Annotated in this window: 22 protein-coding genes; 18 read left to right on the forward strand and 4 right to left on the reverse strand. The window is 53.6% G+C overall.

Annotation, left to right across the window (positions count from 1 at the left end; genetic code table 11):
• Nucleotides 1-36: 36 nt before the first annotated feature.
• Nucleotides 37-1,233, reverse strand: coding sequence for an MFS transporter (locus AC0Z7K_RS17865; protein ID WP_485615370.1), 1,197 nt, complete (start codon nt 1,231-1,233; stop codon nt 37-39).
• Between the two features lie 303 nt (nt 1,234-1,536).
• Between AC0Z7K_RS17865 and AC0Z7K_RS17870 the strand changes: the two genes are divergently transcribed.
• Entirely contained in the window at nt 1,537-1,845 is a 309-nt protein-coding gene (locus AC0Z7K_RS17870) for an ElaB/YgaM/YqjD family protein (protein WP_485615371.1), read from the forward strand.
• Between the two features lie 117 nt (nt 1,846-1,962).
• On the opposite strand, the gene pdxR is transcribed toward AC0Z7K_RS17870, so the two are convergent.
• Nucleotides 1,963-3,417, reverse strand: a complete 1,455-nt coding sequence (pdxR, locus tag AC0Z7K_RS17875; RefSeq protein ID WP_485615387.1) for a MocR-like pyridoxine biosynthesis transcription factor PdxR — start codon at nt 3,415-3,417, stop codon at nt 1,963-1,965.
• Nucleotides 3,418-3,527: 110 nt separating this feature from the next.
• Here pdxR and AC0Z7K_RS17880 point away from each other — a divergent pair, with 110 nt between their 5' ends.
• From AC0Z7K_RS17880 to mgrA, 6 genes are all read left to right on the forward strand, one after another.
• Complete coding sequence (locus AC0Z7K_RS17880) at nt 3,528-3,959, forward strand: carboxymuconolactone decarboxylase family protein (RefSeq protein WP_485615372.1); 432 nt, start codon at nt 3,528-3,530, stop codon at nt 3,957-3,959.
• Between the two features lie 268 nt (nt 3,960-4,227).
• Nucleotides 4,228-4,467 carry a glutaredoxin-like protein NrdH gene (gene nrdH, locus AC0Z7K_RS17885; RefSeq protein ID WP_413530919.1) on the forward strand — a complete coding sequence of 80 codons (240 nt, stop codon included), beginning with the start codon at nt 4,228-4,230 and terminating at the stop codon, nt 4,465-4,467.
• 10 nt (nt 4,468-4,477) lie between these two features.
• Nucleotides 4,478-4,882 (forward strand): class Ib ribonucleoside-diphosphate reductase assembly flavoprotein NrdI, encoded by a 405-nt coding sequence (gene nrdI / locus AC0Z7K_RS17890; protein ID WP_112165841.1) that lies wholly within the window; start codon nt 4,478-4,480, stop codon nt 4,880-4,882.
• A complete protein-coding gene (gene nrdE / locus AC0Z7K_RS17895; protein ID WP_485615373.1) occupies nt 4,864-7,026 on the forward strand; it encodes a class 1b ribonucleoside-diphosphate reductase subunit alpha in 2,163 nt (720 codons plus the stop codon). Before nrdI ends, nrdE begins: the two co-directional genes overlap by 19 nt.
• Nucleotides 7,027-7,035: 9 nt before the next feature.
• A complete protein-coding gene (gene nrdF / locus AC0Z7K_RS17900) occupies nt 7,036-8,019 on the forward strand; it encodes a class 1b ribonucleoside-diphosphate reductase subunit beta (protein ID WP_112165837.1) in 984 nt (327 codons plus the stop codon).
• A 135-nt stretch (nt 8,020-8,154) separates the two neighbouring features.
• Entirely contained in the window at nt 8,155-9,195 is a 1,041-nt protein-coding gene (mgrA, locus tag AC0Z7K_RS17905; RefSeq protein WP_485615374.1) for an L-glyceraldehyde 3-phosphate reductase, read from the forward strand.
• Nucleotides 9,196-9,256: 61 nt separating this feature from the next.
• Here the strand turns inward: mgrA and AC0Z7K_RS17910 are convergent, their stop codons facing one another.
• The gene (locus AC0Z7K_RS17910; RefSeq protein WP_485615375.1) at nt 9,257-9,817 is read right to left on the reverse strand and encodes an NlpC/P60 family protein; all 561 of its coding nucleotides are present in this window, start codon (nt 9,815-9,817) and stop codon (nt 9,257-9,259) included.
• A 182-nt stretch (nt 9,818-9,999) separates the two neighbouring features.
• Complete coding sequence (locus AC0Z7K_RS17915) at nt 10,000-11,355, reverse strand: 2-hydroxycarboxylate transporter family protein (RefSeq protein WP_485615376.1); 1,356 nt, start codon at nt 11,353-11,355, stop codon at nt 10,000-10,002.
• Nucleotides 11,356-11,674: 319 nt separating this feature from the next.
• Here AC0Z7K_RS17915 and AC0Z7K_RS17920 point away from each other — a divergent pair, with 319 nt between their 5' ends.
• The 11 genes from AC0Z7K_RS17920 to AC0Z7K_RS17970 all read left to right on the forward strand — a co-directional run bounded on the left by AC0Z7K_RS17920 (nt 11,675) and on the right by AC0Z7K_RS17970 (nt 23,974).
• On the forward strand, nt 11,675-13,342 hold the full coding sequence (locus AC0Z7K_RS17920; protein WP_485615377.1) for an ATP-binding protein: 1,668 nt from the start codon (nt 11,675-11,677) through the stop codon (nt 13,340-13,342).
• Entirely contained in the window at nt 13,335-14,048 is a 714-nt protein-coding gene (locus tag AC0Z7K_RS17925) for a response regulator (protein WP_413530926.1), read from the forward strand. The genes AC0Z7K_RS17920 and AC0Z7K_RS17925 overlap by 8 nt, the downstream gene beginning before the upstream one ends.
• A 588-nt stretch (nt 14,049-14,636) precedes the next feature.
• A complete protein-coding gene (proV, locus tag AC0Z7K_RS17930; protein ID WP_112165825.1) occupies nt 14,637-15,833 on the forward strand; it encodes a glycine betaine/L-proline ABC transporter ATP-binding protein ProV in 1,197 nt (398 codons plus the stop codon).
• Nucleotides 15,830-17,020 (forward strand): glycine betaine/L-proline ABC transporter permease ProW, encoded by a 1,191-nt coding sequence (gene proW, locus AC0Z7K_RS17935; RefSeq protein WP_485615378.1) that lies wholly within the window; start codon nt 15,830-15,832, stop codon nt 17,018-17,020. The genes proV and proW overlap by 4 nt, the downstream gene beginning before the upstream one ends.
• 107 nt (nt 17,021-17,127) lie before the next feature.
• On the forward strand, nt 17,128-18,126 hold the full coding sequence (gene proX, locus AC0Z7K_RS17940; protein WP_485615379.1) for a glycine betaine/L-proline ABC transporter substrate-binding protein ProX: 999 nt from the start codon (nt 17,128-17,130) through the stop codon (nt 18,124-18,126).
• Between the two features lie 24 nt (nt 18,127-18,150).
• Nucleotides 18,151-19,146, forward strand: a complete 996-nt coding sequence (proX, locus tag AC0Z7K_RS17945) for a glycine betaine/L-proline ABC transporter substrate-binding protein ProX (protein WP_485615380.1) — start codon at nt 18,151-18,153, stop codon at nt 19,144-19,146.
• Between the two features lie 197 nt (nt 19,147-19,343).
• Nucleotides 19,344-20,528: an MFS transporter gene (locus AC0Z7K_RS17950; RefSeq protein WP_485615381.1), complete on the forward strand. Its 1,185-nt coding sequence runs from the start codon at nt 19,344-19,346 to the stop codon at nt 20,526-20,528.
• 179 nt (nt 20,529-20,707) lie between these two features.
• Entirely contained in the window at nt 20,708-21,469 is a 762-nt protein-coding gene (locus AC0Z7K_RS17955; protein WP_485615388.1) for an AzlC family ABC transporter permease, read from the forward strand.
• A complete protein-coding gene (gene ygaH / locus AC0Z7K_RS17960; RefSeq protein ID WP_413530931.1) occupies nt 21,459-21,800 on the forward strand; it encodes an L-valine transporter subunit YgaH in 342 nt (113 codons plus the stop codon). Before AC0Z7K_RS17955 ends, ygaH begins: the two co-directional genes overlap by 11 nt.
• A gap of 175 nt (nt 21,801-21,975) precedes the next feature.
• A complete protein-coding gene (gene mprA, locus AC0Z7K_RS17965) occupies nt 21,976-22,497 on the forward strand; it encodes a transcriptional repressor MprA (RefSeq protein WP_413530932.1) in 522 nt (173 codons plus the stop codon).
• 22 nt (nt 22,498-22,519) lie between these two features.
• Entirely contained in the window at nt 22,520-23,974 is a 1,455-nt protein-coding gene (locus AC0Z7K_RS17970; RefSeq protein WP_485615382.1) for an efflux transporter outer membrane subunit, read from the forward strand.
• The last annotated feature ends 4 nt before the right edge of the window (nt 23,975-23,978 follow it).

A 23,978-nucleotide genomic window follows, 5' to 3' on the forward strand; every position in this document is an offset into this window, starting at 1 on the left:
GGCGCATTTAGGATTTATCTAAACACGCCAAAAGGGCTAACTGACCGGGTGTTTACGTGAAGTCCGCAACCAGAGCCTGAGAGTCAGCAGCCACGCAATGACCACCATAAACGCTGCGGCCAGATAAATCGACGGCGTCCCCAGATGCGCGATCAGCAAGCCTGCTACTGGCCCGGTGATCCCCAACCCTAAATCGAGGAATGCCGAATACAACCCCAGTGCCGTTCCCTGATTCTGCGGCGGCACCTGTTTGACCGCCTCGACGCCGAGCGCAGGAAAAACCAGCGAGAAGCCGGAGCCGGTGAGGAGTGCGCCGAGCTGCACCGTGATAGGATCGGTTCCCATCCAGATCATCAGTAAGCCTGCAATTTCAAAGACAAACGACACCAAAGACACACGCAAGCCGCCAAACCGGTTGATCGCATTGCCAAATACCAGACGTGTGCCGACAAAACCGAGGCTAAATAAAGTGAGCGTGAATGCCGCGCCGCTCCAACCTTTATCGGCGTAGTAAAGCGTAATAAAGGTGGCGATCACCCCGAAACCGATCGTCCCAAAGCCCAGTCCAAGACCGTAGAGCCAAATTCGCCCTACCACCGATTTGAAGGCGATCCGCTTGCCTGCCGTGACCGAAATCGCCGCTTTTCCGCAGGCAACCACGGCGGCTATGACTACAGCGAAGACGATAAGTCCCGCCACACCCGCCAGCCCGAAACCATGATTGAGTATCACCCCCAGCGGAGCGCCGACGGCCATCGCGCCGTAAGTTGCAACACCATTCCATGAAATCACCCGCGCCGTATGTTTCGCGCCGACCGCGCCAATCCCCCACAGCGTGGTGCCGGTGCTGCCGAAACTTTCCCCGACGCCAAGGAAAATTCGCGCCACGCACAGCAGCAGTAAACTCGCCAGTGAAGAATGCGCAAAAACAAATGCCAGCGCATAGAACACACCACTCATGCCACAGCAGATCAGTCCGAAAATCACCACTCGTTTCGGGCCAAGCTGGTCGGCATAACGTCCGGCGTGAGGACGACTGACCAGCGTCGAGAAATACTGGACGCTAATAATCAGGCCAGCCAGCACCGAGTTATAACCAAGAGTGTTATGTACAAATCCCGGTAAAACGGCCAGCGGCAGGCCAATCGTCAGATAGACAACAAAGGTGAAAAGCATAAACGACAGAATGCGTTTATTGAGCTGGAGATTTGAGCGAAGCGTGCTTAAAGACATGGGCAAACCGGATGTGAACACTGAGAGTGGAATCAACAGTATAAACGGGTTTTGCCGGTAAAACGGGGTAAAAATGTTATCGGCTGTAACGTCAAACTCAATTGCGGAAAAATCTGATCCGCGTCACGTAAAGCCGCGCCGTGCATGACTTTTTCCACCCGACTCATGGTCTGTTTATCCCCGAAAATACAGGCAGATGTTCTCGAGGAAGCATCCGGTACAGGATTTTGGTCTATGCTTTAAGCATCAGTTTTAAACATCAGTAAAAAAACTGAAAAATATCGTTCAACAAGGAGAGACCGAATGTTTAACAAGAAAACAGACAAAGTAGAAAAAAGCATTGATCAGGACGTGACCTTACTGGCTGACACGCTGGATGAAGTGCTTCAGTCAGCGGGCAGTAAATCCAAGGATGAACTGGACAAACTTCGCAGCAAAGCTCAGGGCGTATTACATGATACACGCGCCCGTTTTAACGGCGATAAAATCAGTCAGCACGCCCGTGATGCTGCCGCCCAGGCCAATGATTATGTAAAAGATAATCCGTGGTATGGCGTCGGTGCCGGTGCTGCAATCGGTATTGTGATCGGTGTCCTGCTGGGACGTCGCTAGTCACGAATGAGCAATTTAAGGTATCCGTTCCTGTGTCGGGATTCATAAGATACCAGCGCTGCTCCCTCATTGCGGCGCGATTGCTAAAAAGACGACGGAGCCCACGGGCTCCGTTTTCTATTTCTGGAATGTGCAAACCACCTCTGCCAGCCGTGCTGCCAGCGCGTGCGCCTGTTCCTGTGAAGAGATATTCGGAAAGCCCATCAGCAAACCGTTTGGCCGTAACGTATCACCCCGCTCGCGGCGTAAAACCTGCCAGTCGGACAATGCCTGCACTGCCAGCCCCTGCTCGCGCGCGCTGCTGGCGATCGCCGCATCATCAAAATTTTCACTGAGTCTGGCGCACAGTTGAATGCCGCCGATCTGCTCCGTCACCTGCAATACCTCTGCTCCAAAGGCCGCCGTCAGCGCCTGTTCAAGATAGCCCCGACGTTCGGCGTACAGCTGACGCATGCGTTTCAGATGCCGGTAAAAATGCCCCTGCTCGATGAATTCTGCAATGCTGCTTTGCAATACAGGCGGCGTGCCGCAGATACGCAGCGGGCAGTAAGCCTCAAGCTTATCCACCAGACTTTCCGGCACCACCACGTAGCCGCAGCGCAGCGCAGGGAACATCACTTTGCTGAACGTTCCGGCGTAAATCACCCGCCCCTGCGTATCCAGACTTTTCAGTGAAGGCAGCGGCTGGCCGTGATAGCGGAATTCGCTGTCGTAATCATCTTCGATTATCCATGCCTGCTGTCTGGCCGCCCAGTCAAGTAACGCCATGCGGCGCGAGAGGCTCATGGTTACGCCGGTCGGGCTTTGATGCGCAGGTGTTACCACAGCAAAACGCGCCTGCGGATGCTCCTTCACCGCCTGCGGCACGTTCATCCCTTCGTCATCGACATTCACCGCCATCGGCACGGCCCCCGCCGCGCGGAAAAATGCCTGCGTCACCGGATAACCGGGGTCTTCAAGCCATACTCCCTCACCCGGCTGTAGCAGGCTGCCGATAATCAGATCCAGCACCGGCGCATAACCGGCGCAGATAAAAATCTGTTCCGGACGGCAGGTAAAACCACGGGAAAGTTGCAGGTAACGCGCAATGGAATGGCGCAGCGATTCAACGCCGGTCAGAGGGGGATGACCGAGATCGTTACTGGCAGTATGACGGATTTGCCGCGAGACGATACGTGACCAGATAGCGCGGGGAAAAGAGTCAAGCGCGGGTAATCCGAGCTGAAAAGGCAGCGAAGAGACGGAAGGCAACATCGGGTTGATCGGCCTGCGCGCATTGGTTTCGCGAACCGGCGAAGGCGCCGGTGAGGATAAGCTTTCCGGCGCGCTGACTACCGTTCCCGCCTGACCGCGGCTTTGCAGAAAACCTTCAGCGGTCAGCAGGCCATACGCATTTTCCACCGTGGCGCGCGCCACGCCGAGTTCGCTTGCCAGCGCCCGTACGGAAGGCACGCGGCTGCCGTGCGCCAGCTGTCCTTCCATGATGGCGGCTTTGACTCGCTGATAAATCTGCCGGTAAAGGGGTGCATGACGCTTTGAGTCGAGGTGAAAGGCAAGGCTGAAGCGGCTCATCATGACCTGCTTAAATAGACATTTTATGGCTCTGTAGTATAGACCATACACCGCGTAAAGTGGCGGGTATAGAGACGCGCTGTGCGTCTTCCTTCAACCGGGAAATCACTATGAATACGCTTCGCCTGCCCTACTTCACCCTGTCTTCTTCTGTGATGGAACCGATGGTCGCAGCACTCGACGCGCTGGAAAAAGGTCCGCTGGATAATGTGATTATCGAGCTGGTATTCCTGCGCGTTTCACAAATAAATGGCTGCGCTTACTGTCTGGATATGCATTCGAAGGCATTGCGTAAAATGGACGTTGCCCAGACCAAACTGGATCAGCTGGCGGGCTGGCAAGTAAGCCATGCATATTCTGAGCGTGAACGTGCCGCGCTGGCATGGGCAGAATCAATCACACTGGTGGCGGCGACCGGCGCACCGGACAGCGCCTTTGAGCCGCTCAAAGCACAGTTCAGCGAAGTGGAAATCTCAGAATTGACCTTTGCGATTGCGGTAATGAATGCATTCAACCGTCTGGCCGTCGGTATGCGCCAGTAACCTGATCGCTCACTATTTGAACTTTATTTGAATCTGAAAAAGTTTTCGCCTCACAGCCCGCATCCTGCGGGCTTTGTCGTTTTTGCAATAAGCATTTTTGAAATATCTACATATTGTGTGGTTGAATATTTTAATTACCACATCTAGTATTCGATCCATCGGGACGCCATGAAGGCACCGACTCTCGCGCCTGATCCCCGGCAAAAGCAGCGCCGCAGCGGTCAGGCAAAAATTGTCTCTGATTTCTTACCAAATGGAAATACGAATCATGAGCATTATTATTTACAGTAAACCAGACTGTGTCCAGTGCAATGCGACGTACCGTGCATTAGATAAACATGGCATCGCCTATGAAGTGATCGATTTGACTCAAGATGTGCAGGCGCTTGGCCAGGTTCGTGCGATGGGTTATCAGCAGGTTCCGGTCATTGTCGCCGGTGACGATCACTGGTCCGGTTTTCGTCCGGACAAAATCAGCGAACTGCGTCAGCTCCAGAACGCGTTCTGAGGATCGGCGGATGAATCCGTTGGTCTATTTCTCCAGCAGTTCCGAAAACACACATCGCTTCGTCGGCAGAACCGGATTGCCGGCGATCCGCATTCCGATTAACCGTCAGCCTGAAAAATTGCGCGTGACTTCACCGTACATTCTGGTGGTCCCGAGCTACGGCGGCGGGTCGGCCAAAGGCGCAGTGCCGACACAAGTGATCCGTTTTCTGAACGACGAACATAACCGTTCACTCATCCGCGGCGTTATCGCCGCCGGGAATACCAATTTCGGCGCAGCGTATTGCATAGCCGGTGACATCATCGCCCAGAAGTGTCAGGTGCCTTACCTGTACCGCTTTGAATTGCTGGGTACGCCGGAAGACGTTGCAAAGGTTACACAGGGAGTTACTGAATTTTGGCAACGACAGAACTGAATCTCACCGAGGCGGACACCTCCAGCCCCGATTATCACGCGCTCAACGCCATGTTGAATCTGTTCGATGCCGAAGGCCGCATCCAGTTCGATAAAGACCGGCTGGCTGCACGTCAGTATTTTCTGCAACACGTGAATCAAAATACGGTGTTTTTCCACAATCTGGCGGAGAAATTACGCTATCTGGTGGAAGAGGGTTATTACGAAGCCGCCGTGTTAGATCAATACGCTTTCGACGACATCAAGGCGTTATTCAAACAGGCTTACGCCAAAAAATTCCGCTTCCAGACCTTTCTGGGCGCATTCAAGTATTACACCAGCTACACGCTGAAAACCTTCGACGGCAAGCGTTACCTTGAGCGTTACGAAGACCGCGTGTGCATGGTGGCGCTGACGCTGGCGCACGGCGATATCCAGCTTGCCGGGCATTTCGTGGATGAGATCATTTCCGGCCGCTTCCAGCCTGCGACGCCGACGTTCCTCAACTGCGGTAAAAAACAGCGCGGCGAACTGGTCTCCTGCTTCCTACTGCGTATCGAAGACAATATGGAATCCATCGGCCGCTCGGTGAACTCGGCGCTGCAGCTGTCCAAACGCGGCGGCGGCGTGGCGTTCATGCTGACCAACATTCGTGAAGTTGGCGCGCCGATTAAGCGTATCGAAAATCAGTCCTCCGGCGTGATCCCGATAATGAAGATGCTGGAAGATGCGTTCTCCTACGCCAACCAGCTCGGCGCGCGTCAGGGGGCGGGCGCGGTCTATCTCAACGCGCATCATCCGGACATTCTGCGTTTCCTGGATACCAAACGCGAAAATGCCGACGAGAAGATCCGCATCAAAACGCTGTCGCTCGGCGTGGTTATTCCGGATATCACTTTCGAGCTGGCAAAAAATAACGAAGACATGTACCTGTTCTCGCCATACCACGTCGAGAAAGTCTACGGCGTGCCGATGTCTGAAATCAGCATCACCGAGAAATACCGCGAGATGGTGAATGACAAGCGCATTCACAAAACCAAGATCAACGCCCGCGAGTTCTTCCAGATTCTGGCGGAGATTCAGTTTGAATCCGGCTATCCGTACATGATGTTTGAAGATACGGTGAACCGCGCCAATCCGATCAAAGGTCGCATCAACATGAGCAACCTGTGTTCGGAGATTTTGCAGGTGAATTCGCCGACGATTTACGGCGAAGATTTGTCGTATCAGCAGGTTGGCAAAGACATTTCCTGTAATCTCGGCTCACTGAATATCGCTTCAGCGATGGATTCACCGGATTTCGGTCACACCGTAGAAATGGCGGTACGGGCGCTGACGGCGGTTTCTGACATGAGCCACATTCGCTCAGTGCCGTCTATCGACCAGGGGAATCAGGATTCGCACGCCATCGGCCTCGGCCAGATGAATTTGCACGGTTATCTGTGCCGCGAGCGGATTTATTACGGTTCCGAAGAAGGTCTGGATTTCACCAATATCTACTTCTGCGCCGTGGCGTTCCACGCGATCCGCGCCTCGAACCAGATCGCCATCGAGCGCCAGCAATCCTTCAAAGGTTTTGCCGATTCGACCTACGCCAGCGGCACCTATTTTGAAAAATACGTCGATGACGCGCAGGCAGATAAATGGCAGCCAAAAACTGAGCGCGTACGTGAACTGTTCGCCGATGCCGGGATCCCAATCCCGACCCCCGCAGACTGGGCGGAACTGAAAGCATCGGTGATGCAGCACGGGCTGTATAACCAGAATTTGCAGGCGGTGCCGCCGACCGGTTCGATTTCGTATATCAATAACTCGACGTCGAGTATTCACCCGATTGTGTCCCGCGTGGAAATCCGCAAAGAGGGCAAAATTGGCCGTGTGTATTATCCGGCAGCGTTTATGACCAACGACAATCTGGATTACTACCAGGATGCCTACGAAATCGGCCCGGAAAAGATTATTGATACCTACGCCGAGGCCACGCAGCACGTCGATCAGGGGCTGTCGCTGACGCTGTTCTTCCGCGATACCGCCACTACGCGCGACATCAACAAAGCGCAAATTTACGCCTGGCGTAAAGGCATCAAGACTATTTATTACATCCGTCTGCGTCAGATGGCGCTGGCAGGCACCGAAGTTCAGGGCTGCGTGTCCTGCACGCTTTAAGGAAGAAATATGAGTGGAATTAAACAACTGCTGGTGCCACAGCCGGTAAGCAAAGCCATTAACTGGAACAAACTTCAGGACGATAAAGACTTGGAAGTGTGGAACCGTCTGACCTCCAATTTCTGGCTGCCGGAAAAAGTGCCGCTCTCCAATGACATTCCGTCTTGGGCGACGCTAAACGCTCAGGAAAAGCAGCTGACCATCCGCGTGTTTACCGGCCTGACGCTGCTAGACACCGTGCAAAACGTGGTCGGTGCACCGACGCTGATGAAAGATGCGGTGACACAGCACGAAGAAGCGGTGTACTCGAATATCTGCTTTATGGAAGCAGTACATGCGCGTTCTTACAGCTCGATCTTCTCGACGCTGTGCGCCACCGTGGACGTAGACGAAGCCTATCGCTGGAGTGAGGAAAACGTCGCGTTGCAAAACAAAGCGGCGATCATTCTTTCATACTACGACGGCGAAGATCCGCTGATGAAGAAAGTCGCCAGCGTGTTTCTGGAATCCTTCCTGTTCTACTCCGGTTTTTATCTGCCGATGTACTGGTCGAGCCGCGCCAAGCTGACCAACACCGCCGATCTGATCCGTCTGATCATTCGCGATGAAGCCGTTCACGGTTATTACATCGGCTATAAGTTTCAGAAAGCCCTGGCGCTGGAAAGCGAAGAACGTCAGCGGCAGATCAAAGAGCAGGCGTTTGATCTGATGCAGGACCTGTACGACAACGAGATCCGCTACACCGAAGAATTATACGACGGCGTCGGCTGGAGCGAGGATGTAAAAAAATTCCTGCACTACAACGCCAATAAAGCGCTGATGAATCTCGGCTATGAAGCCCTGTTCCCGGCCAGCATGGCGGACGTCAATCCGGCGATCCTTTCCGCATTGTCACCAAACGCCGACGAAAACCACGACTTCTTCTCGGGTTCAGGCTCATCGTATGTGATTGGTACGGCGGTGAATACGGAAGATGAGGACTGGGACTTTTGACGCATAATTGCTGATGGATTTACTCCCCTTCGCAGGGGAGTGAGCTAAAAACCGCTTCCGATGTTGCCCTTATTGCTCTGAGCGTTAGTATAGAAACAGTGTTTCAAAACCCTACGCAATCAAAAAGGAAACATCATGCCTTACACTGCATCACCCTCCCGCTATGAAACCATGCAATTTCGCCGCTGCGGTCAAAGCGGCCTCAAACTCCCTGCTCTTTCGCTTGGCCTGTGGCACAGCTTCGGCCACGTCAGCCCGCTGGAATCACAGCGCGCGCTGCTGCAAACAGCTTTTGATTTAGGCATCACCCATTTTGATCTGGCGAATAACTACGGGCCGCCTCCGGGTTCGACGGAAGAGAATTTCGGCAAGCTGCTGCGTCAGGATTTTTCGTCGTATCGCGATGAGCTGATCATCTCTACCAAAGCCGGTTATGACATGTGGCCCGGCCCTTACGGCGCGGGCGGTTCACGTAAATATCTGCTGGCGAGTCTTGATCAAAGCCTGCAACGCATGGGGCTCGATTATGTCGATATCTTCTATTCGCACCGCGTAGATGAAGAAACGCCGATGGAAGAAACCGCCGCCGCGCTGGCTTATGCCGTGCAAAGCGGCAAGGCGCTGTATGTCGGGATCTCGTCTTACTCGCCGGAGCGCACGCAGAAAATGGCTGAGCTGTTACGCGAGCTGAAAGTACCGCTGCTGATCCATCAGCCGTCTTACAACTTGCTGAACCGCTGGGTCGATAAGAGCGGATTACTCGATACGCTGGAGCAAAATGGAGCAGGCTGTATTGCCTTTACACCGCTGGCGCAGGGGCTGCTGACCGGGAAATATCTCAACGGTATTCCGGACGGTTCAAGGATGCAGATCGAAGGAAATAAAGTGCGCGGACTGAATGCCAAAATGCTCACTGATGCCAACCTTAACAGCCTGCGGTTGCTCAATGAGATGGCACAGCAGCGCGGCCAGACGATGGCGCAGATGGCGCTGAGCTGGTTGCTGAAAGATGACCGCGTGACGTCGGTGCTGATTGGCGCGAGCCGCCCGGAACAACTGGACGAAAATGTGCAGGCACTGGGCAATCTGCGTTTCAGCGCGGAGGAGCTGGCGGCGATTGATAAACACGTTGCAGATGGGGAACTGAATCTGTGGCAGGCATCTTCGGATAAATAAAGCGTTAATCACACAGCAGGCGGATAAATGTTTTATCCGCCTCTTCTGCAAACAAATTACATTATGTTGTCAGTTCTAAACGTCGCGCTGTTTCGTAGTGATCCACCCAATATTGATTATCCAGTGATGAAATTGTGACACCTTCGATTTTGGATGCATGAATAAATTGGTTATCACCGATATACACCCCTACGTGACGATCGCCAGGCGTTGTTTTGAAAAACACTAAATCCCCCGGCTTAAGATTATTTTTACTCACCGTTGTGCCATTTTTGATTTGTTCAAACGTCGTGCGCGGTAATTCGGTGTGCAGGGAATCATTGAAAATATGCTGCATCAGCGCGGAACAATCGACGCCGCTGTGCGTGGTGCCGCCCCAGTGATACTGCGTGCCTTTCCAGCGGGAATACTGGGAGAGTAAGGCCGCTTTGATAGTCTTCGATTGACCGAAATTGCCATCATAAATAGCGGATTCTTTGACATCAAAAATCTCATTTTGAATATAATGATGCTGGCCGATGGCAGCGAATTCTTTGGGTAAATCAAACGCAAAAGAATGCGTACTGAACAATAAGGAAGACGATATTAATAATGCAGAGGTGAAAGTTTTAAAACGAAACATGCGCGATTTCTTTTCTTAAAATATAATTTTTCCTTACCTGGGAACCAGCAAACGGGGCGGGTGACTCGTCGTTGAGTGAGTAAATAATAACCAGCGGACAGATAATAACCATCATAAAAAGAGTCCGAAAATGGACTCTCTGTTATTTACCTTATAAAACCAATCCCTTCCGCAGGCAGGATTTAGGAGAAGAACTTCGCCAGCACGAAAAGTCCTACAGACACGTTGATCGCACCACCAATTCGGGTAGCAATTTGTGCGAACGGCATCAGGGTCATGCGGTTGCCGGAGGTCAGGATCGCCACATCACCCGTGCCGCCCTGCCCGCTCTGGCAACATGAGACGATCGCCACATCAATCGGATGCATGCCAATTTTCTTGCCGACATAAAAACCGGTGGCCACCAGCGCCAGCACTGTGGTGACAATCACCAACAGGTTCTGCACGGTAAAGGCGTCAACCAGCTCCTGCCACGGCGTGATCGCCACACCTACTGCGAACAGTACCGGATAAGTCACCGCCGTGCGGAAGAATTTATACACCGCCATCGAGCCGTGCTGAATCGTCGGGGAAATGCCGTTCGCCAGTTTCACCACCACTGCCGCAAATAACATGCCGACCGGCGCAGGCAGGCCTATCCACTTCTGACCGAGCATCCCCACCATGTACAGCAGGATCGCCAGCAGTGCGCCACAGGCCAGCGCATTGACGCCCGGATTCCCGTTGAATTCGTCGGTGCCACTGCCCAGATGGCCTTTTTTCGCGGGCATCAGGGTACCTTCGCCGGTCAGATGCGGATAACGTTTACCGATCTGGTTAAGTACGCCCGCCAGGACGATCGCGGTGAGGCTACCGAGCATGACGATCGGCAGAATACGGCCAAGCGCCACGCCCTGCTCCATATGCAAGATAGTCGCGTAGCCCATCGACAGTGGGATCGCGCCTTCGCCCACGCCACCGGCCATGATCGGCAGGATCAGGAAGAAGAAGGTTTGCACCGGCGGTAAGCCGAGCGCGGTACCGACCGCCATGCCGGCTATCATCCCAACGATTTCACCACACAACATCGGCACGAAGATGCGCATAAAGCCCTGGATCAGCACCTGACGGTTCATACTCATGATGCTGCCGACAATGATGCAGCAGATGTAGAGATAGAGGATGTTAGTGGATTTGTAGAATTTGACCGTGGAATCGACCACGACGTCGGGCAGCAGGCCGTAGTGCACCATCGCCGAGGGAATAAAGGTGGCACAGATCGCCGCCGCACCGAGTTTGCCGACCACCGGCAAGCGCTTACCGAATTCGCCGCAGGCAAAACCGAAGAAGGCCAGCGTCGCCACCATCACCACGATGTCGCTGGGCAGTTTACCGTTGAGGCAATCGAGCAGGATCAGCACGCCCGCCAGCAAAAAGAAAGGCAGCGGAATAATCCCTATCTTGTAATTATCCAGAATGTGCCACCATTTTTGTCTGGCAGAGAGTCCGGTTTTATTTCTGTCTTCAACAACAATGTAGGAATCGTCGGTTGTGCTCATGACATCGCCCTTTTCTTATCGATACTTTTTTTATTGAGAGGGTCAGCATAAGAAACACAGCCGTCGGGAGGATGTGAGTTTGTTCAAATTAAAATCGCAGGGATTAAGGTTGTTATGGTTTTTATGGTGTTAATGCGACTTCCTTTATAAGGATTACCAGATTAGTAGTAAACAACCTTATTAACCTTGTAATCACTGCGTGAAATAAAGGTGTTTTTAATTCCCTGTTCACAACTCTGCCTTTGGCAGATTACGAGGGTGATTACGCCGTGATACGCTTATTCCACATGTGTCTTTTGATGTTCCCGTGGCAGGTCGTATGAAACGCAGATTGCCTTTTCAGGTAAAACTTTTTTTATCTCTGGTGCTATTTTCCTGCCTGCTGTTAGCGCTGCTGGGCGCCATTTTGTTTCACGTTATCGACCGGCAACTGCATCACGATCTCGGCCAGCGGGCGCGGGTTCAGGCGAGTGAAATTGCACTGATGCCGGGACTGGCGCAAAAAGTCGCTGACCGCGACGTCACAGGAATTGCGCGCCTGATCCAGCCGCTGCGCGATCAAAGCGATGCCAGTTATATTGTGATTGGCGATGTCCGCGAGCGACATCTTTACCATTCCGAATCACCGGAGAGAATTGATCTGCCGATGATTGGCGGCGATAACGCTGAAGTCCTGGCCGGGAAAACCATTATTTCGGTGCGCCAGGGTGGCATCGGCGTTTCATTACGCAGTAAAGCACCGATTTTTAATGCCCGCCATCAGGTCATCGGCATTGTTTCGGTCGGTTATCTCACATCTTATATCGATAATATTAATGGCCGCCGTCTGGCGCAGGCGGGTTTATATGGCATGCTGCTTTTAATCCTGCTGTTTATTTTCTCGTGGATCTTTAGCCGCAACGTAAAAAAGCAGATGTTCTGGCTGGAGCCGAAAGATATTGCATTGTTGGTGCGTCAGCAAAAAGCGCTGCTGGAAGCGATGTATGAAGGCGTATTTGCCATTAACGGCCAGAAGCAGCTGATTCTGATTAACCGCGCGGCGCGTGAATTGCTGGATATCCGCCAGCCGGAAAATGAACTGCTCGGCAAACCGCTGGCTGACGTGCTGGAGACTCCGCCAACGTTCTTTACCGAAAGCGGCGTTCAGGACGCGCCCCCCGCCAAAAACAGCAGCCGTCACGATCAGATAACCGTACTCAATCAGCGGCAGGTGATCGTCAACCGCGTACCTATCGAGCTGGAGCCCGGCAGGGAAAGCGGATGGGTGTTCAGCTTTCGCGATAAAAATGACATCAATACGCTCAGCAGCCAGCTGAGCCAGGTCAAACGCTACGCCGACAGTCTGCGCATCATGCGCCATGAACAGCTGAACTGGACTGCGACGCTGGCCGGTTTGCTGCAAATGCAGCGCTACGACGACGCGATGCGCTACATTCAGGCGCAGTCCGAAGGTGCGCAGGCGGTGCTGGATTTTGTCTCGGCGCGCTTCACTTCGCCGGCGCTGTGCGGGCTGCTGCTGGGGAAATACGTCAGCGCCCGCGAGAAAGGCGTCGAGCTGGCATTCGATCCGGCCTGTCAGTTGTCACGCATCCCGTCCGCCATTAGCGAAACAGAGCTGATGTCTGTTATTGGCAATTTGCTGGATAACGCCGTGGACGCCACACTTAAAGCAGAGACCGCACCTGCACCGGTGGAGCTATATATTTCTGACAGAAATCACGAGCTGCTGGTTGAGGTGGCCGATCGCGGCGGCGGCGTGGATGACGTGCTGAAGCCTCACCTGTTTGAGCAGGGCGTCACCAGCAAGCCGCAGAGCGGCGATGATATGACAGGCGCGGAACATGGCATCGGCCTGTATCTGGTAGCAAGTTATGTCCGTCAGGCGGGCGGCAGCATCGAAATCTCAGACAATACGCCGCAGGGTACGATATTTTCAGTCTTTATTCCGTCCCCGGCGGATGCTTTAACAGGAAAGAAACATGAATAATCTTAGCGTACTCGATGTGGTGATCGTGGAAGATGAGCCGCATCTTGCCGGTCTGCACCGCGATTTTATCGAACAAAATTTCAATCTGCGGGTGGTCGGCCTGGCCGCCACCCTGGAACAGGCGCGCTCATTAGTCCGTTTACATCAGCCCCGGCTAATCCTGCTGGATAACTATTTGCCGGACGGTCAGGGCGTGGACCTGATAGACAGTCCGCTGCTGAAAGGCTTCGACTGCTCGGTGATTTTCATTACCGCCGCCAGCGATATGCAAACCTGTAGTCAGGCGATGCGCAGCGGCGCATTCGATTACATCATCAAACCGGTGTCGTTCCATCGCCTGCGCAGCTCGCTCGAACGTTTTATGCAGCTGGTGGAGACACTGCGATATGTGAAAGTGGTCGATCAGCGTGCGCTCGACAGGTTATTCAATTTGCCCGCCAGCGATACGCCGCCCGCCCCTTCCGCTAAAGGGATTGAGCCGAATACGCTTGAACTGGTGCAGCGGGTGTTCAACGCTAAACCCGACGTCAGCTGGTCGGTTGAACAGGTAGTGGAAGAGGTCGGGATCAGCAAAACCACCGGGCGCCGCTACCTGGAATATTGTGTCGAAATGGGCTTTATCGGCGTCGAGATGCAGTACGGAAATATCGGCCATCCGAGGCGCCTGTATCGCAAAATATCCGACACGGAAAAATCCGACTCCTGACGCTCAATTCAGGACATTTCCTCTGCTCAATTTCCCACGTTCTGCCGGTATCAGCACCGGCCTGTCACCCGCACTCCCGGCTGCCTGAGGAAAATATTTCATCCATCAGGCACCTTTCGGACAACCGGTAAATTCACGCCTTTCACCTCAGGCTGAAATCTCTATTTACAGTGAAGAAACACCGCTGTGAATTTGCATTTAAATCGCTGATACCAGTGAATTATCCCTGTATAAAACCCCACAAAAACAAAAGTCATTAAATTCTTTAATATCAATGTACTAAGTATATTGATGATAGGTGTTAGTGGAGAAATAATTAGCACAAAGATTAAAATCTTATCACCCGATAATTTGTCATTAAATGTCAACGAGAAAGCCAGATAATTAGCAGCGCATGACACGTACAAATACGCCACCAGAATCGCAACCATGAATATCCTTCAGAAACATTGAGACTTGTCTCAGAATTTCGATGTGTTAGGGTATAACGCGTTCACTATTTCGTTACAGGTAATATCCTATACGGTCCAACAGAAAAACTAGACATCGAGCCGATACGGCTATTTATATCCAAGGAATGCATATTGCATGGCAATTAAAATCGAAGTAAAAAATCTTTATAAGGTATTTGGCGAAAACCCGGATCGCGCTTTCAAGATGATCGACGCAGGCAAGGGTAAAGAAGAAATTTTTGAGAAAACCGGTCTGTCACTTGGCGTTAAAGATGCCAGTCTGGCCATTGAAGAAGGCGAGATCTTCGTCATCATGGGGTTATCCGGTTCCGGTAAGTCCACCATGGTACGCCTTCTCAATCGTCTGATAGAGCCCACCCGCGGCGAAGTGTTGATCGATGGCGAAGACATCGCCAAAATCTCAGAAGCAAAACTGCGCCAGGTACGCCGAAGCAAAATTAGTATGGTGTTTCAGTCCTTTGCGCTGATGCCACACCTGACCGTGTTGAATAACACCGCGTTTGGTATGGAACTTGCCGGCGTGCCGGTGGAAGAGCGCAATGCCAAAGCCCTTGATGCGCTGCGTCAGGTCGGTCTGGAAAACTATGCCAACTCTTATCCCGATGAATTATCAGGCGGTATGCGTCAGCGTGTGGGCTTAGCCCGTGCGATGGCTAACAACCCTGACATTCTGCTGATGGATGAAGCCTTCTCGGCGCTTGACCCGTTAATTCGTACCGAAATGCAGGATGAGCTGGTGAAGTTGCAGGCTCAGCATCAGCGCACCATCGTGTTTATTTCCCATGACTTAGATGAAGCCATGCGCATTGGCGATCGCATCGCCATTATGCAGGGCGGCGAAGTGGTGCAGGTCGGCACGCCGGAAGACATTCTGAATAATCCGGCCAATGACTATGTGCGCACCTTCTTCCGCGGCGTGGACATCAGTCAGGTCTTCAGCGCCAAAGATATCGCACGCCGTCGTGGCGCACTCATTCGTAAAACCCCCGGTTTTGGTCCCCGTGCAGCGCTCAAGCTGCTGGAAGATGAAGACCGTGAATATGGTTATGTGCTGGAACGTGGACAGAAATTCATCGGCGTCGTGTCGATCGAATCGCTGAAAACTGCGCTGAAAGCCAATCAGCCGCTGGAAAGCGCCCTGCTGGAATCTCCGGCACCGGTGTTGGCAGATATGCCACTCAGCGAACTGATTTCCCATGTCGCCGCCGCGCCTTGCGCCGTGCCGGTCGTCAATGAGGACAATAACTATATCGGGATTATTTCCAAAGCCATGCTGCTTCAGGCTCTGGACAAAGAAGGGGGTAACGAATGAGCAACTCAATAAATAGCACTATCGTTCAACATGCACAGGCCGCTCAGGCTGAGACATTGGATCCGTCAATCGATCCCTGGAGTGCTGATAACGCCAGCGGCGGTGTCGCACCGCAGGCTGACGCGGCAGCTTCAGCGCCTGCCGATGGCAGCAGCGATCCCTGGGGTGGCAGCAGTGATGCCGCTACCAGCGCACCGGATGCCTCGCATCATGCCGCCGCACAAACCAACGACTGGCTGAGCGTCGCGCCTGAGCAGCATCAGCATTTTAATATTCTCGATCCGTTCCACAGCACACTTATTCCGCTCGATCGCTGGGTGACTGAAGGGATCGGCTGGCTGGTCGGCAACTTCCGTCCGGTATTCCAGGGGATCCGCGTACCGGTCGATTTCGTCCTGAGCGGTTTTCAGCACGGTCTCGAAACGCTGCCCGCGCCCATTGCGATCTTAGTGTTCGCATTGATCGCCTGGCAGATGGCCGGGTTAGGCATGGGTGCCGCCACGCTGGTTTCACTGGTGCTGATCGGCGCTATCGGCGCATGGTCGCAGGCGATGGTGACGCTGGCGCTGGTTCTGACGTCGCTGTTCTTCTGTATTCTGATAGGTTTGCCGCTGGGTATCTGGCTGGCGCGCAGTCAGCGGGCGGCGAAAATTATCAGGCCTCTGCTTGATGCCATGCAGACCACGCCGGCGTTCGTTTATCTGGTGCCGATCGTCATGCTGTTTGGTATCGGTAACGTGCCGGGCGTCGTGGTGACAATTATCTTCGCCCTGCCGCCGGTCGTTCGTCTGACCATTCTGGGTATCAATCAGGTGCCGGAAGATCTGATCGAGGCCGCGAAGTCCTTCGGTTCCAGCCCGCGCCAGTTGCTGTTCAAAGTACAGCTGCCGCTGGCGATGCCGACCATCATGGCCGGTATTAACCAGACGCTGATGCTGGCGCTGTCGATGGTGGTTATCGCCTCGATGATTGCCGTTGGTGGTCTGGGTCAGATGGTGCTACGCGGTATTGGCCGTCTCGACATGGGTCTGGCCTCGGTCGGTGGTGCGGGTATCGTTATCCTCGCCATTATTCTTGACCGCCTGACGCAGTCCATGGGTCGCGACAGCCGCAGTAAAGGCGGTCACCGCTGGTTCACTCGTGGTCCTGTCGGCCTGGTGATGAAACCTTTCGCGAAGAAAGCCTGATTCACACTCTGCACGTCTCCCGGCGGTTCGCCGCCGGGTTATCAACTCTCTAAGTAAAACAACGCAGTCCACTCTTACGTATTCACAAGCAAGAATAAGGGTTCACCATGCGCACAACACCAATCTGGGCTTTTGCCCTGAGCACAATCGTCACATCCTCAGCGACGTTCGCCGCCGATTTACCGGGCAAAGGCGTGGTCGTCAAACCGCTGCAAAGCACCATCGCGGAAGAAACCTTCCAGACCGAACTGGTTAACCGCGCGCTGGAAAAACTGGGTTATGACGTCCAGCAGACCGGCGAAGTAGATTACAACGTCGCGTATACCGCGATCGCCAGCGGCGATTCCACTTACATGGCCGTGAACTGGGAACCGCTGCAAACAGACATGTACAACGCCGCCGGTGGCGACCAGAAATTCTACCGTCAGGGCACCTACATCAAGGGCGCGGCGCAGGGTTATCTGATCGACAAGAAAACTGCCGACAAATACAACATTCACGATTTATCACAGCTCAAAGATCCCAAGCTCGCCAAACTTTTCGATGCAAACGGTGACGGCAAAGCCGATATGGCCGGTTGTAATCCGGGCTGGGTCTGCGGTTCTGTCGTGAATACGCAAATCAAGGCCTATGGCCTGAGCGATACCGTCACCCAGAACGAAGGCAACTACTCGGCCATCATCGCCGATACGCTGACCCGCTATAAAGCCGGCAAACCGGTGCTGTATTTCACCTGGACGCCGTACTGGGTGAGCAACGAAATGAAACCGGGCAAAGATGTGGTCTGGCTGACCGTGCCGTTCTCGGCGAATCCGGGCTCGCAGAAAGACATGGATACCACCCTGCCGAATGGCAAGAACTACGGTTTCCCGGTGAACAACGAGCATATCGTCGCCAACAAAGCCTGGACTGAGAAAAATCCGGCGGCCGCGAAACTGTTCGCCATCATGCAACTGCCACTGAGCGATGTGAACGCACAAAACCTGCGAATGCACGAAGGGGAATCCTCTTCAGCGGATATCCAGCAGCACGTTGATGGTTGGATCAAAGCGCATCAGGCCACCTTCGACGGCTGGATTAAAGAAGCCGCCGCCGCCGCAAAATAATCAATAACGAAATTCGAGGATTTTATGAAGAAGACAGGAATCTGGGCGCTCGCCGCCCTCACAACACTTGCTACAGCATCAACATTTGCTGCCGATTTACCGGGCAAAGGCGTCAGCGTTACTCCGGTACAGAGCACCATCAGCGAAGAATCCTTCCAGACACAACTGGTGAGCAAGGCGCTGGAAAAACTGGGCTACGATGTTCAGCCAACGCGTGAAGTCGATTACAACGTCGGCTACACCACGCTTGCCGCAGGGGATGCGCAGTTCACCGCCGTCAACTGGTCGCCGCTGCATGATGAAATGTACAAAGCCGCCGGTGGCGACAAAGTCTTTTATCGTGAAGGCACTTACGTGACCGGTGCTGCGCAGGGCTGGCTTATCGATAAGAAAACCGCTGAGAAATATCACATCACTAATATCGAACAGCTGAAAGACCCAAAACTGGCCAAACTGTTTGATACTAACGGCGACGGTAAAGCCGATCTGACCGGTTGCACGCCGGGCTGGGGCTGTGAAGCGGCGCTGAATGAACAGCTGAAAGCTTATGGTCTTGAACCGACCGTGACGCACAATCAGGGTAACTACTCTGCGATGATCGCGGACACCATCACGCGCTACAAAGAAGGTAAGCCCATCTTCTATTATACCTGGACGCCGTACTGGGTCAGCAACGTGCTGATCCCAGGCAAAGACGTGTTGTGGATGCAAGTACCGTTCTCCGTGGTGCCAGGCGATAAAAACGCGGACACAAAACTGCCAAACGGCAAAAACTACGGTTTCCCGGTGAGCACGATGCATATCGTTGCCAACAAAGCCTGGGCTGAGAAAAACCCGGCGGCGGCAAAACTGTTTGCCATCATGAAACTGCCACTGAAAGACATCAATGCGCAAAACGCCGCGATGCACGCGGGTAAAAACTCAGATGCCGATATCGCCGCACAGACCGACGGCTGGATCAAAGCCCATCAGGAAGAATTTGATGGCTGGGTAAAAGAAGCGGCTGCCGCGGCGAAATAAGCCGGTAGCAGAACGCATTCAGACCAGCGGGCGGGGAGAAATCTCCGCCCGCTTTTTTGTGGTCGAAGAAAATCTCAGCGGTATTACAAAACTAGATAGTTGCCATTAAAACTATACATTGGTTTAATATTTCAAGTTTAACGATACTTGGCGCACGCTTTTTCCTGCTTCTTCAATAAGATCTGCTAATTCCTATTATGAAAAATACCACATCGCATTCTCCGCTCAGCTCCGGGCTGATCATTCTGATGGCAATTGCCACCGGACTGGCGGTCGCCAGTAACTATTATCCGCAGCCGCTGCTGGAAACCATCGCGCGCGCGTTCAGCCTTTCCGTCAATCAGGCCGGTTTTATCGTCACCGTCGCGCAGCTCGGTTACGCGTGTGGTCTGATGTTTATCGTGCCGCTGGGCGATATGTTTGAACGTCGCAATCTGATTGTGTTGATGACGTTGCTCTCCGCCGCCGGATTGCTGATAACGGCCATGGCGCCGACGCTGACCATTATGCTCATCGGGACCGCGCTGACCGGGCTGTTCTCGGTGGTCGCACAGATTCTGGTGCCGCTGGCAGCCACGCTGGCTGAGCCGGAACGCCGCGGTAAAGTTGTCGGGCTGATCATGTCCGGCTTACTGCTGGGGATCCTGCTGGCGCGTACCGTTGCGGGCGCACTCGCCTCGCTGGGCGGCTGGCGAACGGTGTACTGGGTGGCCAGCGCGCTGATGATCGTGATGGCGCTGGTGCTATGGCGCAAGCTGCCGAAACATGAGCAGAAAACCGATCTGAATTACGGGCAACTGCTGAAATCCATTTTCTCGCTGTTTATCCACACGCCGGTGCTGCGTACCCGAGCGCTGGTCGGCATGTTCTGCTTCGCTAACTTCAGCATTCTGTGGACCTCGATGGCATTCCTGCTGGCGGGCCCGGCCTATCAGTATTCTGAAGGCGTTATCGGGCTGTTCGGTCTGGTCGGCGCGGCCGGTGCGCTGGCGGCTACCCGTGCAGGGCATCTGGCGGATAAAGGCAAAGCCCATCTGACCACGACGGTTGGACTTGTTCTGCTGTTGCTCTCGTGGGCGGCGATTGCCTACGGGCAGCATTCGGTGATTTCGCTGATCGTCGGGATCATCATTCTGGACCTTTCGGTTCAGGGCGTGCATATCACTAATCAGAGTGTGATTTATAAATCGATGCCGGAAGCGCGAAACCGACTGACGGCCGGTTATATGACCACCTACTTTATCGGTGGCGCAGTCGGATCACTGGTATCTGCGTCGGCCTATCAGACCGCGGGATGGTACGGCGTCTCCATTGCCGGGACCGTGATGTGTGTGTTGAATCTGCTGGTCTGGTGGCAAGGGCATAAGTACAAACTGGCCTGAAAATCGTCTGATTAAAATAGAATCAGGAGGGAATCATCACTCCTCCTGATTAGCTTGCGAATAATCATTGATGAAATTTATTTGTACCAAAGGGTGTTAACAATACTTACAGTCTGGTAATGTTTGCGTCATAAATTATTCGCCGGTCACCTTCCGGTTTCACAATGTTTTATACATCCATGCAAAGCAATCCTGAGCCCGAAACACCTGACCCCGTCCGTGTTTCAACCTTCAAACAAGGTATTACCGATAGCCTGCCTGTCGTCATCGGTTATCTCCCTATCGCTTTTGCTTTCGGCCTCAGCGCCGTCAAACTTGGCTTTACGCCTGTTGAAAGCCTGCTGTTTTCCATACTGATTTACGCTGGTGCCAGCCAGTTTGTGATCACGGCGCTGCTCAGTGCCGGGATGTCTTTGTGGGTTTCTGCGCTGACCGTGATGGCGATGGATGTCAGACACGTTTTATACGGCCCCTCTTTGCGCAACCGTCTTGTTGGAAAACTCAATGGCCGGAAAACGGCGCTGTGGGCGTTCGGCCTGACCGATGAAGTGTTCGCCGCCGCCACAACCAAACTTATCCGCGATAAACGCAGCTGGAGCGAGAACTGGATGTGCGGCATTGCGCTCTCCTCATGGCTCTCCTGGGTTTTCGGCACAGCCATCGGTGCGCTGTTTGGTAACGGGCCGCTGGAAAATTATCCCGCCGTGGAGGCGGCTCTCAGTTTTATGCTGCCTGCGCTGTTCCTGAGTTTCCTGCTCGCTGCCTTTAAGCGCCAGCATAGCCTGGTGTTTATCGCCTCGCTGGCCGGTGCGCTGGGCGGCTTGCTGTTCTGGTCGATCCCCGCCGCTATCGGCTGCGGTCTGGCCGCGGGCTGTCTCGCCGCCCTGCGACAACGCCCTTTCGCCCTGTCTGCGACGGAGGTCACGCCCGATGAGTACTAACGTCATTCTGGTGTGCCTGCTGGTCGGCACGGTCAATTATCTGTTTCGATATTTGCCACTGCGCCTTGGTGCGCGGCAAACGTCAGGGCGGCTGAAAAGCGGTCCACTCTCCCGCGTGCTCGACAGCATTGGTATCGCCTCAATTTGTGCGCTGCTGGTGGTATCAGGCGTGCCGGAAATTCTGCGTGACTCGCAGAAACTTCTGCCGTCGCTGGCCGGTTTCGTGCTGATCGCGCTGATGTTCTGGCGAACCAAAAGCATCATTATTGCCACACTTACCGGCGCCGTAGTTTACGGCCTGGTGTTCAAGGTGATGCTGCTGGCGGGCTGAAGCGCGTTTCTTTATGCACAGGCACAGAAAAACAAAGTTTCTTGAATGCTTTAAACATCGAATAATTCACTGGAGTTATGAATAACACTAATTGCTAAAGAATTGGGGTTTCATAACATTGATATTATTAATTACCATCGTTACTATGTCATCTGTAACTAATGAGGCTTCTCATATGGACAGTTCGTTCGCGCCAATTGAAAACATGTTAAATTTCCGGGCTAAAAAGCAGAAAGATTTTCCTTATCAGGAAATTCTGCTGACCCGTCTTTGTATGCACATGCAAAGTAAGTTGCTGGAAAACCGCAACAAAATGCTGAAAGCACAAGGGATCAACGAAACGCTGTTTATGGCGTTGCTCACGCTCGATGCGCAGGAAAGCCACAGCATTCAGCCTTCCGAACTGAGTGCCGCGCTGGGTTCTTCCCGTACCAACGCCACCCGCATTGCGGATGAGCTGGAAAAGCGTGGATGGATTGAACGCCGTGAAAGTGACAACGACCGTCGATGCCTGCATTTGCATCTGACCGCCGACGGTGAAGCTTTTATTCAAAAGTTACTGCCACCTCAACATAAGAGCCTGCATTTTCTCTGGTCGACGTTAGACGCTGATGAACAGAAGCAGTTAGAAACCCTGACGCGCAAACTGTTAACTCGCCTTGATCAGATGGATGCGACAGCACTACAACAAATCTAAATTTCTGTCAGGTAAACCACACATGTCACTCCAAGCTCGCTGGAGGCTTACACCGCTGTTTGCCGTTTTGATATTGGCCGGCTGTGCCTCCAGTAATAATATCGCTCCGCAGTCGTCGCTGCTGGATACGCAACAGCTTCATCTGCAACAGGCGAAAGTCAGCTCTCTGACCATCGGCCCACAGTGGTGGCGCAGTCTCAATGACCCGCAGCTTGACGCCCTGATGACCGCAACGTTGCAAAACTCGCCGTCGTTGCGTCAGGCCGCCGCGCGCGTGCGCGAAGCCCATAGCGTGATGGGTGAAGCAGATGCTGCTAATGGCCCGTATCTGGATCTGAACGGTTCTACACGACGTGAACGTGTGGCGAAAAATACTATCCCGCCGTTCCTGACCAGTTATCCCGAAGCGCCGATTTATGACAGCAGCAACAGCCTCGGGCTGAATCTGAGCTATGAGTTTGACTGGTGGGGAAAATACCGCAATCAGGTGAATGCCGCGAAAGCGCAGGTGGATTCCGCCCGCGCTGAACAGGCCGAAGCCGCTCTGACGCTGACCAGTTCGGTCGCGTCAGCCTATTACCAGTTGCAGGCAAATCTGGCCTTACAGGACGTCCTGCAACATCAGGTGGATAACAACCAGCGTCTGGCGGATCTGCGTAAAGCGCAGTACAAAGCAGGCGTATACGGTATAGAGATCCCGCAACAGACGCAGGCTCAGGCCGACAGCGCGAAACAGCAAATCATTACGCTGAAATCGCAGACCGAACAGCTGCGCCATCAGTTATCTTCGCTGGCCGGACGTGGCCCGGACGCGATGAACGGGCTGCACGCGGTTGCACTGCCGCCGCCTGAGGCGCTGGCACCGAAAGGTGAACTGACCCTCGATTTACTGGGTAAACGCCCGGACATCGCCGCACAGCGCGATCTGGTGGAATCCTATTCCCAGCGCGTCAGCGCCGCGAAAAAAGAGTTCTACCCAAGTCTTTCCATCAGTGCCTTTGGCGGTCTGACCACCACCAACTACGGCGGCACCAGCCCGAATCTTCTGGAAGCCGCCAGTAAAGCCTGGAATATCACGCCCGCGATTTCGCTGCCGATTTTCCACGCCGGTGCGCTGCGCTCCAAACTGGGCGAAGAGTCCGCGTTATATGACCAGTCCGTTGAGTCGTATAACCAGACCATCCTGAACGCCATCCAGCAAACTGCGGATGCCATCACCATCGCCAAAAGCAGCGTCGAACAATTGCAGCAGGCTTCTTCTGCTGCGACGTCGCTTTCCGAGGTGTATCGCGTTTCGGATGCAAGATACAACGCTGGCATCATCGGACGGGATGAGCTGTTAACCAGCCAGTCAGCACTGCTGCAACAGCAGCAGGCGCAGCTTAATGCCAGCAGTCAGGTGATGCAGGCAAAAATTAGTCTCATCCGTGCGCTCGGGGGTGGCTATCAGGCCCCGGCGGCGGACCAAAAATCATAATAAT

The sequence above is a fragment of the Rahnella sp. 1L-D-7-B-C2 genome (assembly GCF_057290995.1).

Bases quoted from the DNA above. Each gene is read 5' to 3' on its own strand.
- proW (WP_485615378.1), top strand. From the start codon at position 15,830: ATGAGCAACTCAATAAATAGCACTATCGTTCAACATGCACAGGCCGCT.
- AC0Z7K_RS17970 (WP_485615382.1), top strand. From the start codon at position 22,520: ATGTCACTCCAAGCTCGCTGGAGGCTTACACCGCTGTTTGCCGTTTTG.
- ygaH (WP_413530931.1), top strand. From the start codon at position 21,459: ATGAGTACTAACGTCATTCTGGTGTGCCTGCTGGTCGGCACGGTCAAT.
- AC0Z7K_RS17870 (WP_485615371.1), top strand. From the start codon at position 1,537: ATGTTTAACAAGAAAACAGACAAAGTAGAAAAAAGCATTGATCAGGAC.
- AC0Z7K_RS17910 (WP_485615375.1), bottom strand. From the start codon at position 9,817: ATGTTTCGTTTTAAAACTTTCACCTCTGCATTATTAATATCGTCTTCC.
- nrdH (WP_413530919.1), top strand. From the start codon at position 4,228: ATGAGCATTATTATTTACAGTAAACCAGACTGTGTCCAGTGCAATGCG.
- AC0Z7K_RS17915 (WP_485615376.1), bottom strand. From the start codon at position 11,355: ATGAGCACAACCGACGATTCCTACATTGTTGTTGAAGACAGAAATAAA.
- AC0Z7K_RS17950 (WP_485615381.1), top strand. From the start codon at position 19,344: ATGAAAAATACCACATCGCATTCTCCGCTCAGCTCCGGGCTGATCATT.
- proX (WP_485615380.1), top strand. From the start codon at position 18,151: ATGAAGAAGACAGGAATCTGGGCGCTCGCCGCCCTCACAACACTTGCT.
- proV (WP_112165825.1), top strand. From the start codon at position 14,637: ATGGCAATTAAAATCGAAGTAAAAAATCTTTATAAGGTATTTGGCGAA.
- AC0Z7K_RS17925 (WP_413530926.1), top strand. From the start codon at position 13,335: ATGAATAATCTTAGCGTACTCGATGTGGTGATCGTGGAAGATGAGCCG.
- nrdI (WP_112165841.1), top strand. From the start codon at position 4,478: ATGAATCCGTTGGTCTATTTCTCCAGCAGTTCCGAAAACACACATCGC.
- AC0Z7K_RS17920 (WP_485615377.1), top strand. From the start codon at position 11,675: ATGAAACGCAGATTGCCTTTTCAGGTAAAACTTTTTTTATCTCTGGTG.
- AC0Z7K_RS17955 (WP_485615388.1), top strand. From the start codon at position 20,708: ATGCAAAGCAATCCTGAGCCCGAAACACCTGACCCCGTCCGTGTTTCA.
- nrdF (WP_112165837.1), top strand. From the start codon at position 7,036: ATGAGTGGAATTAAACAACTGCTGGTGCCACAGCCGGTAAGCAAAGCC.
- pdxR (WP_485615387.1), bottom strand. From the start codon at position 3,417: ATGAGCCGCTTCAGCCTTGCCTTTCACCTCGACTCAAAGCGTCATGCA.
- mprA (WP_413530932.1), top strand. From the start codon at position 21,976: ATGGACAGTTCGTTCGCGCCAATTGAAAACATGTTAAATTTCCGGGCT.
- AC0Z7K_RS17880 (WP_485615372.1), top strand. From the start codon at position 3,528: ATGAATACGCTTCGCCTGCCCTACTTCACCCTGTCTTCTTCTGTGATG.
- proX (WP_485615379.1), top strand. From the start codon at position 17,128: ATGCGCACAACACCAATCTGGGCTTTTGCCCTGAGCACAATCGTCACA.
- AC0Z7K_RS17865 (WP_485615370.1), bottom strand. From the start codon at position 1,233: ATGTCTTTAAGCACGCTTCGCTCAAATCTCCAGCTCAATAAACGCATT.
- mgrA (WP_485615374.1), top strand. From the start codon at position 8,155: ATGCCTTACACTGCATCACCCTCCCGCTATGAAACCATGCAATTTCGC.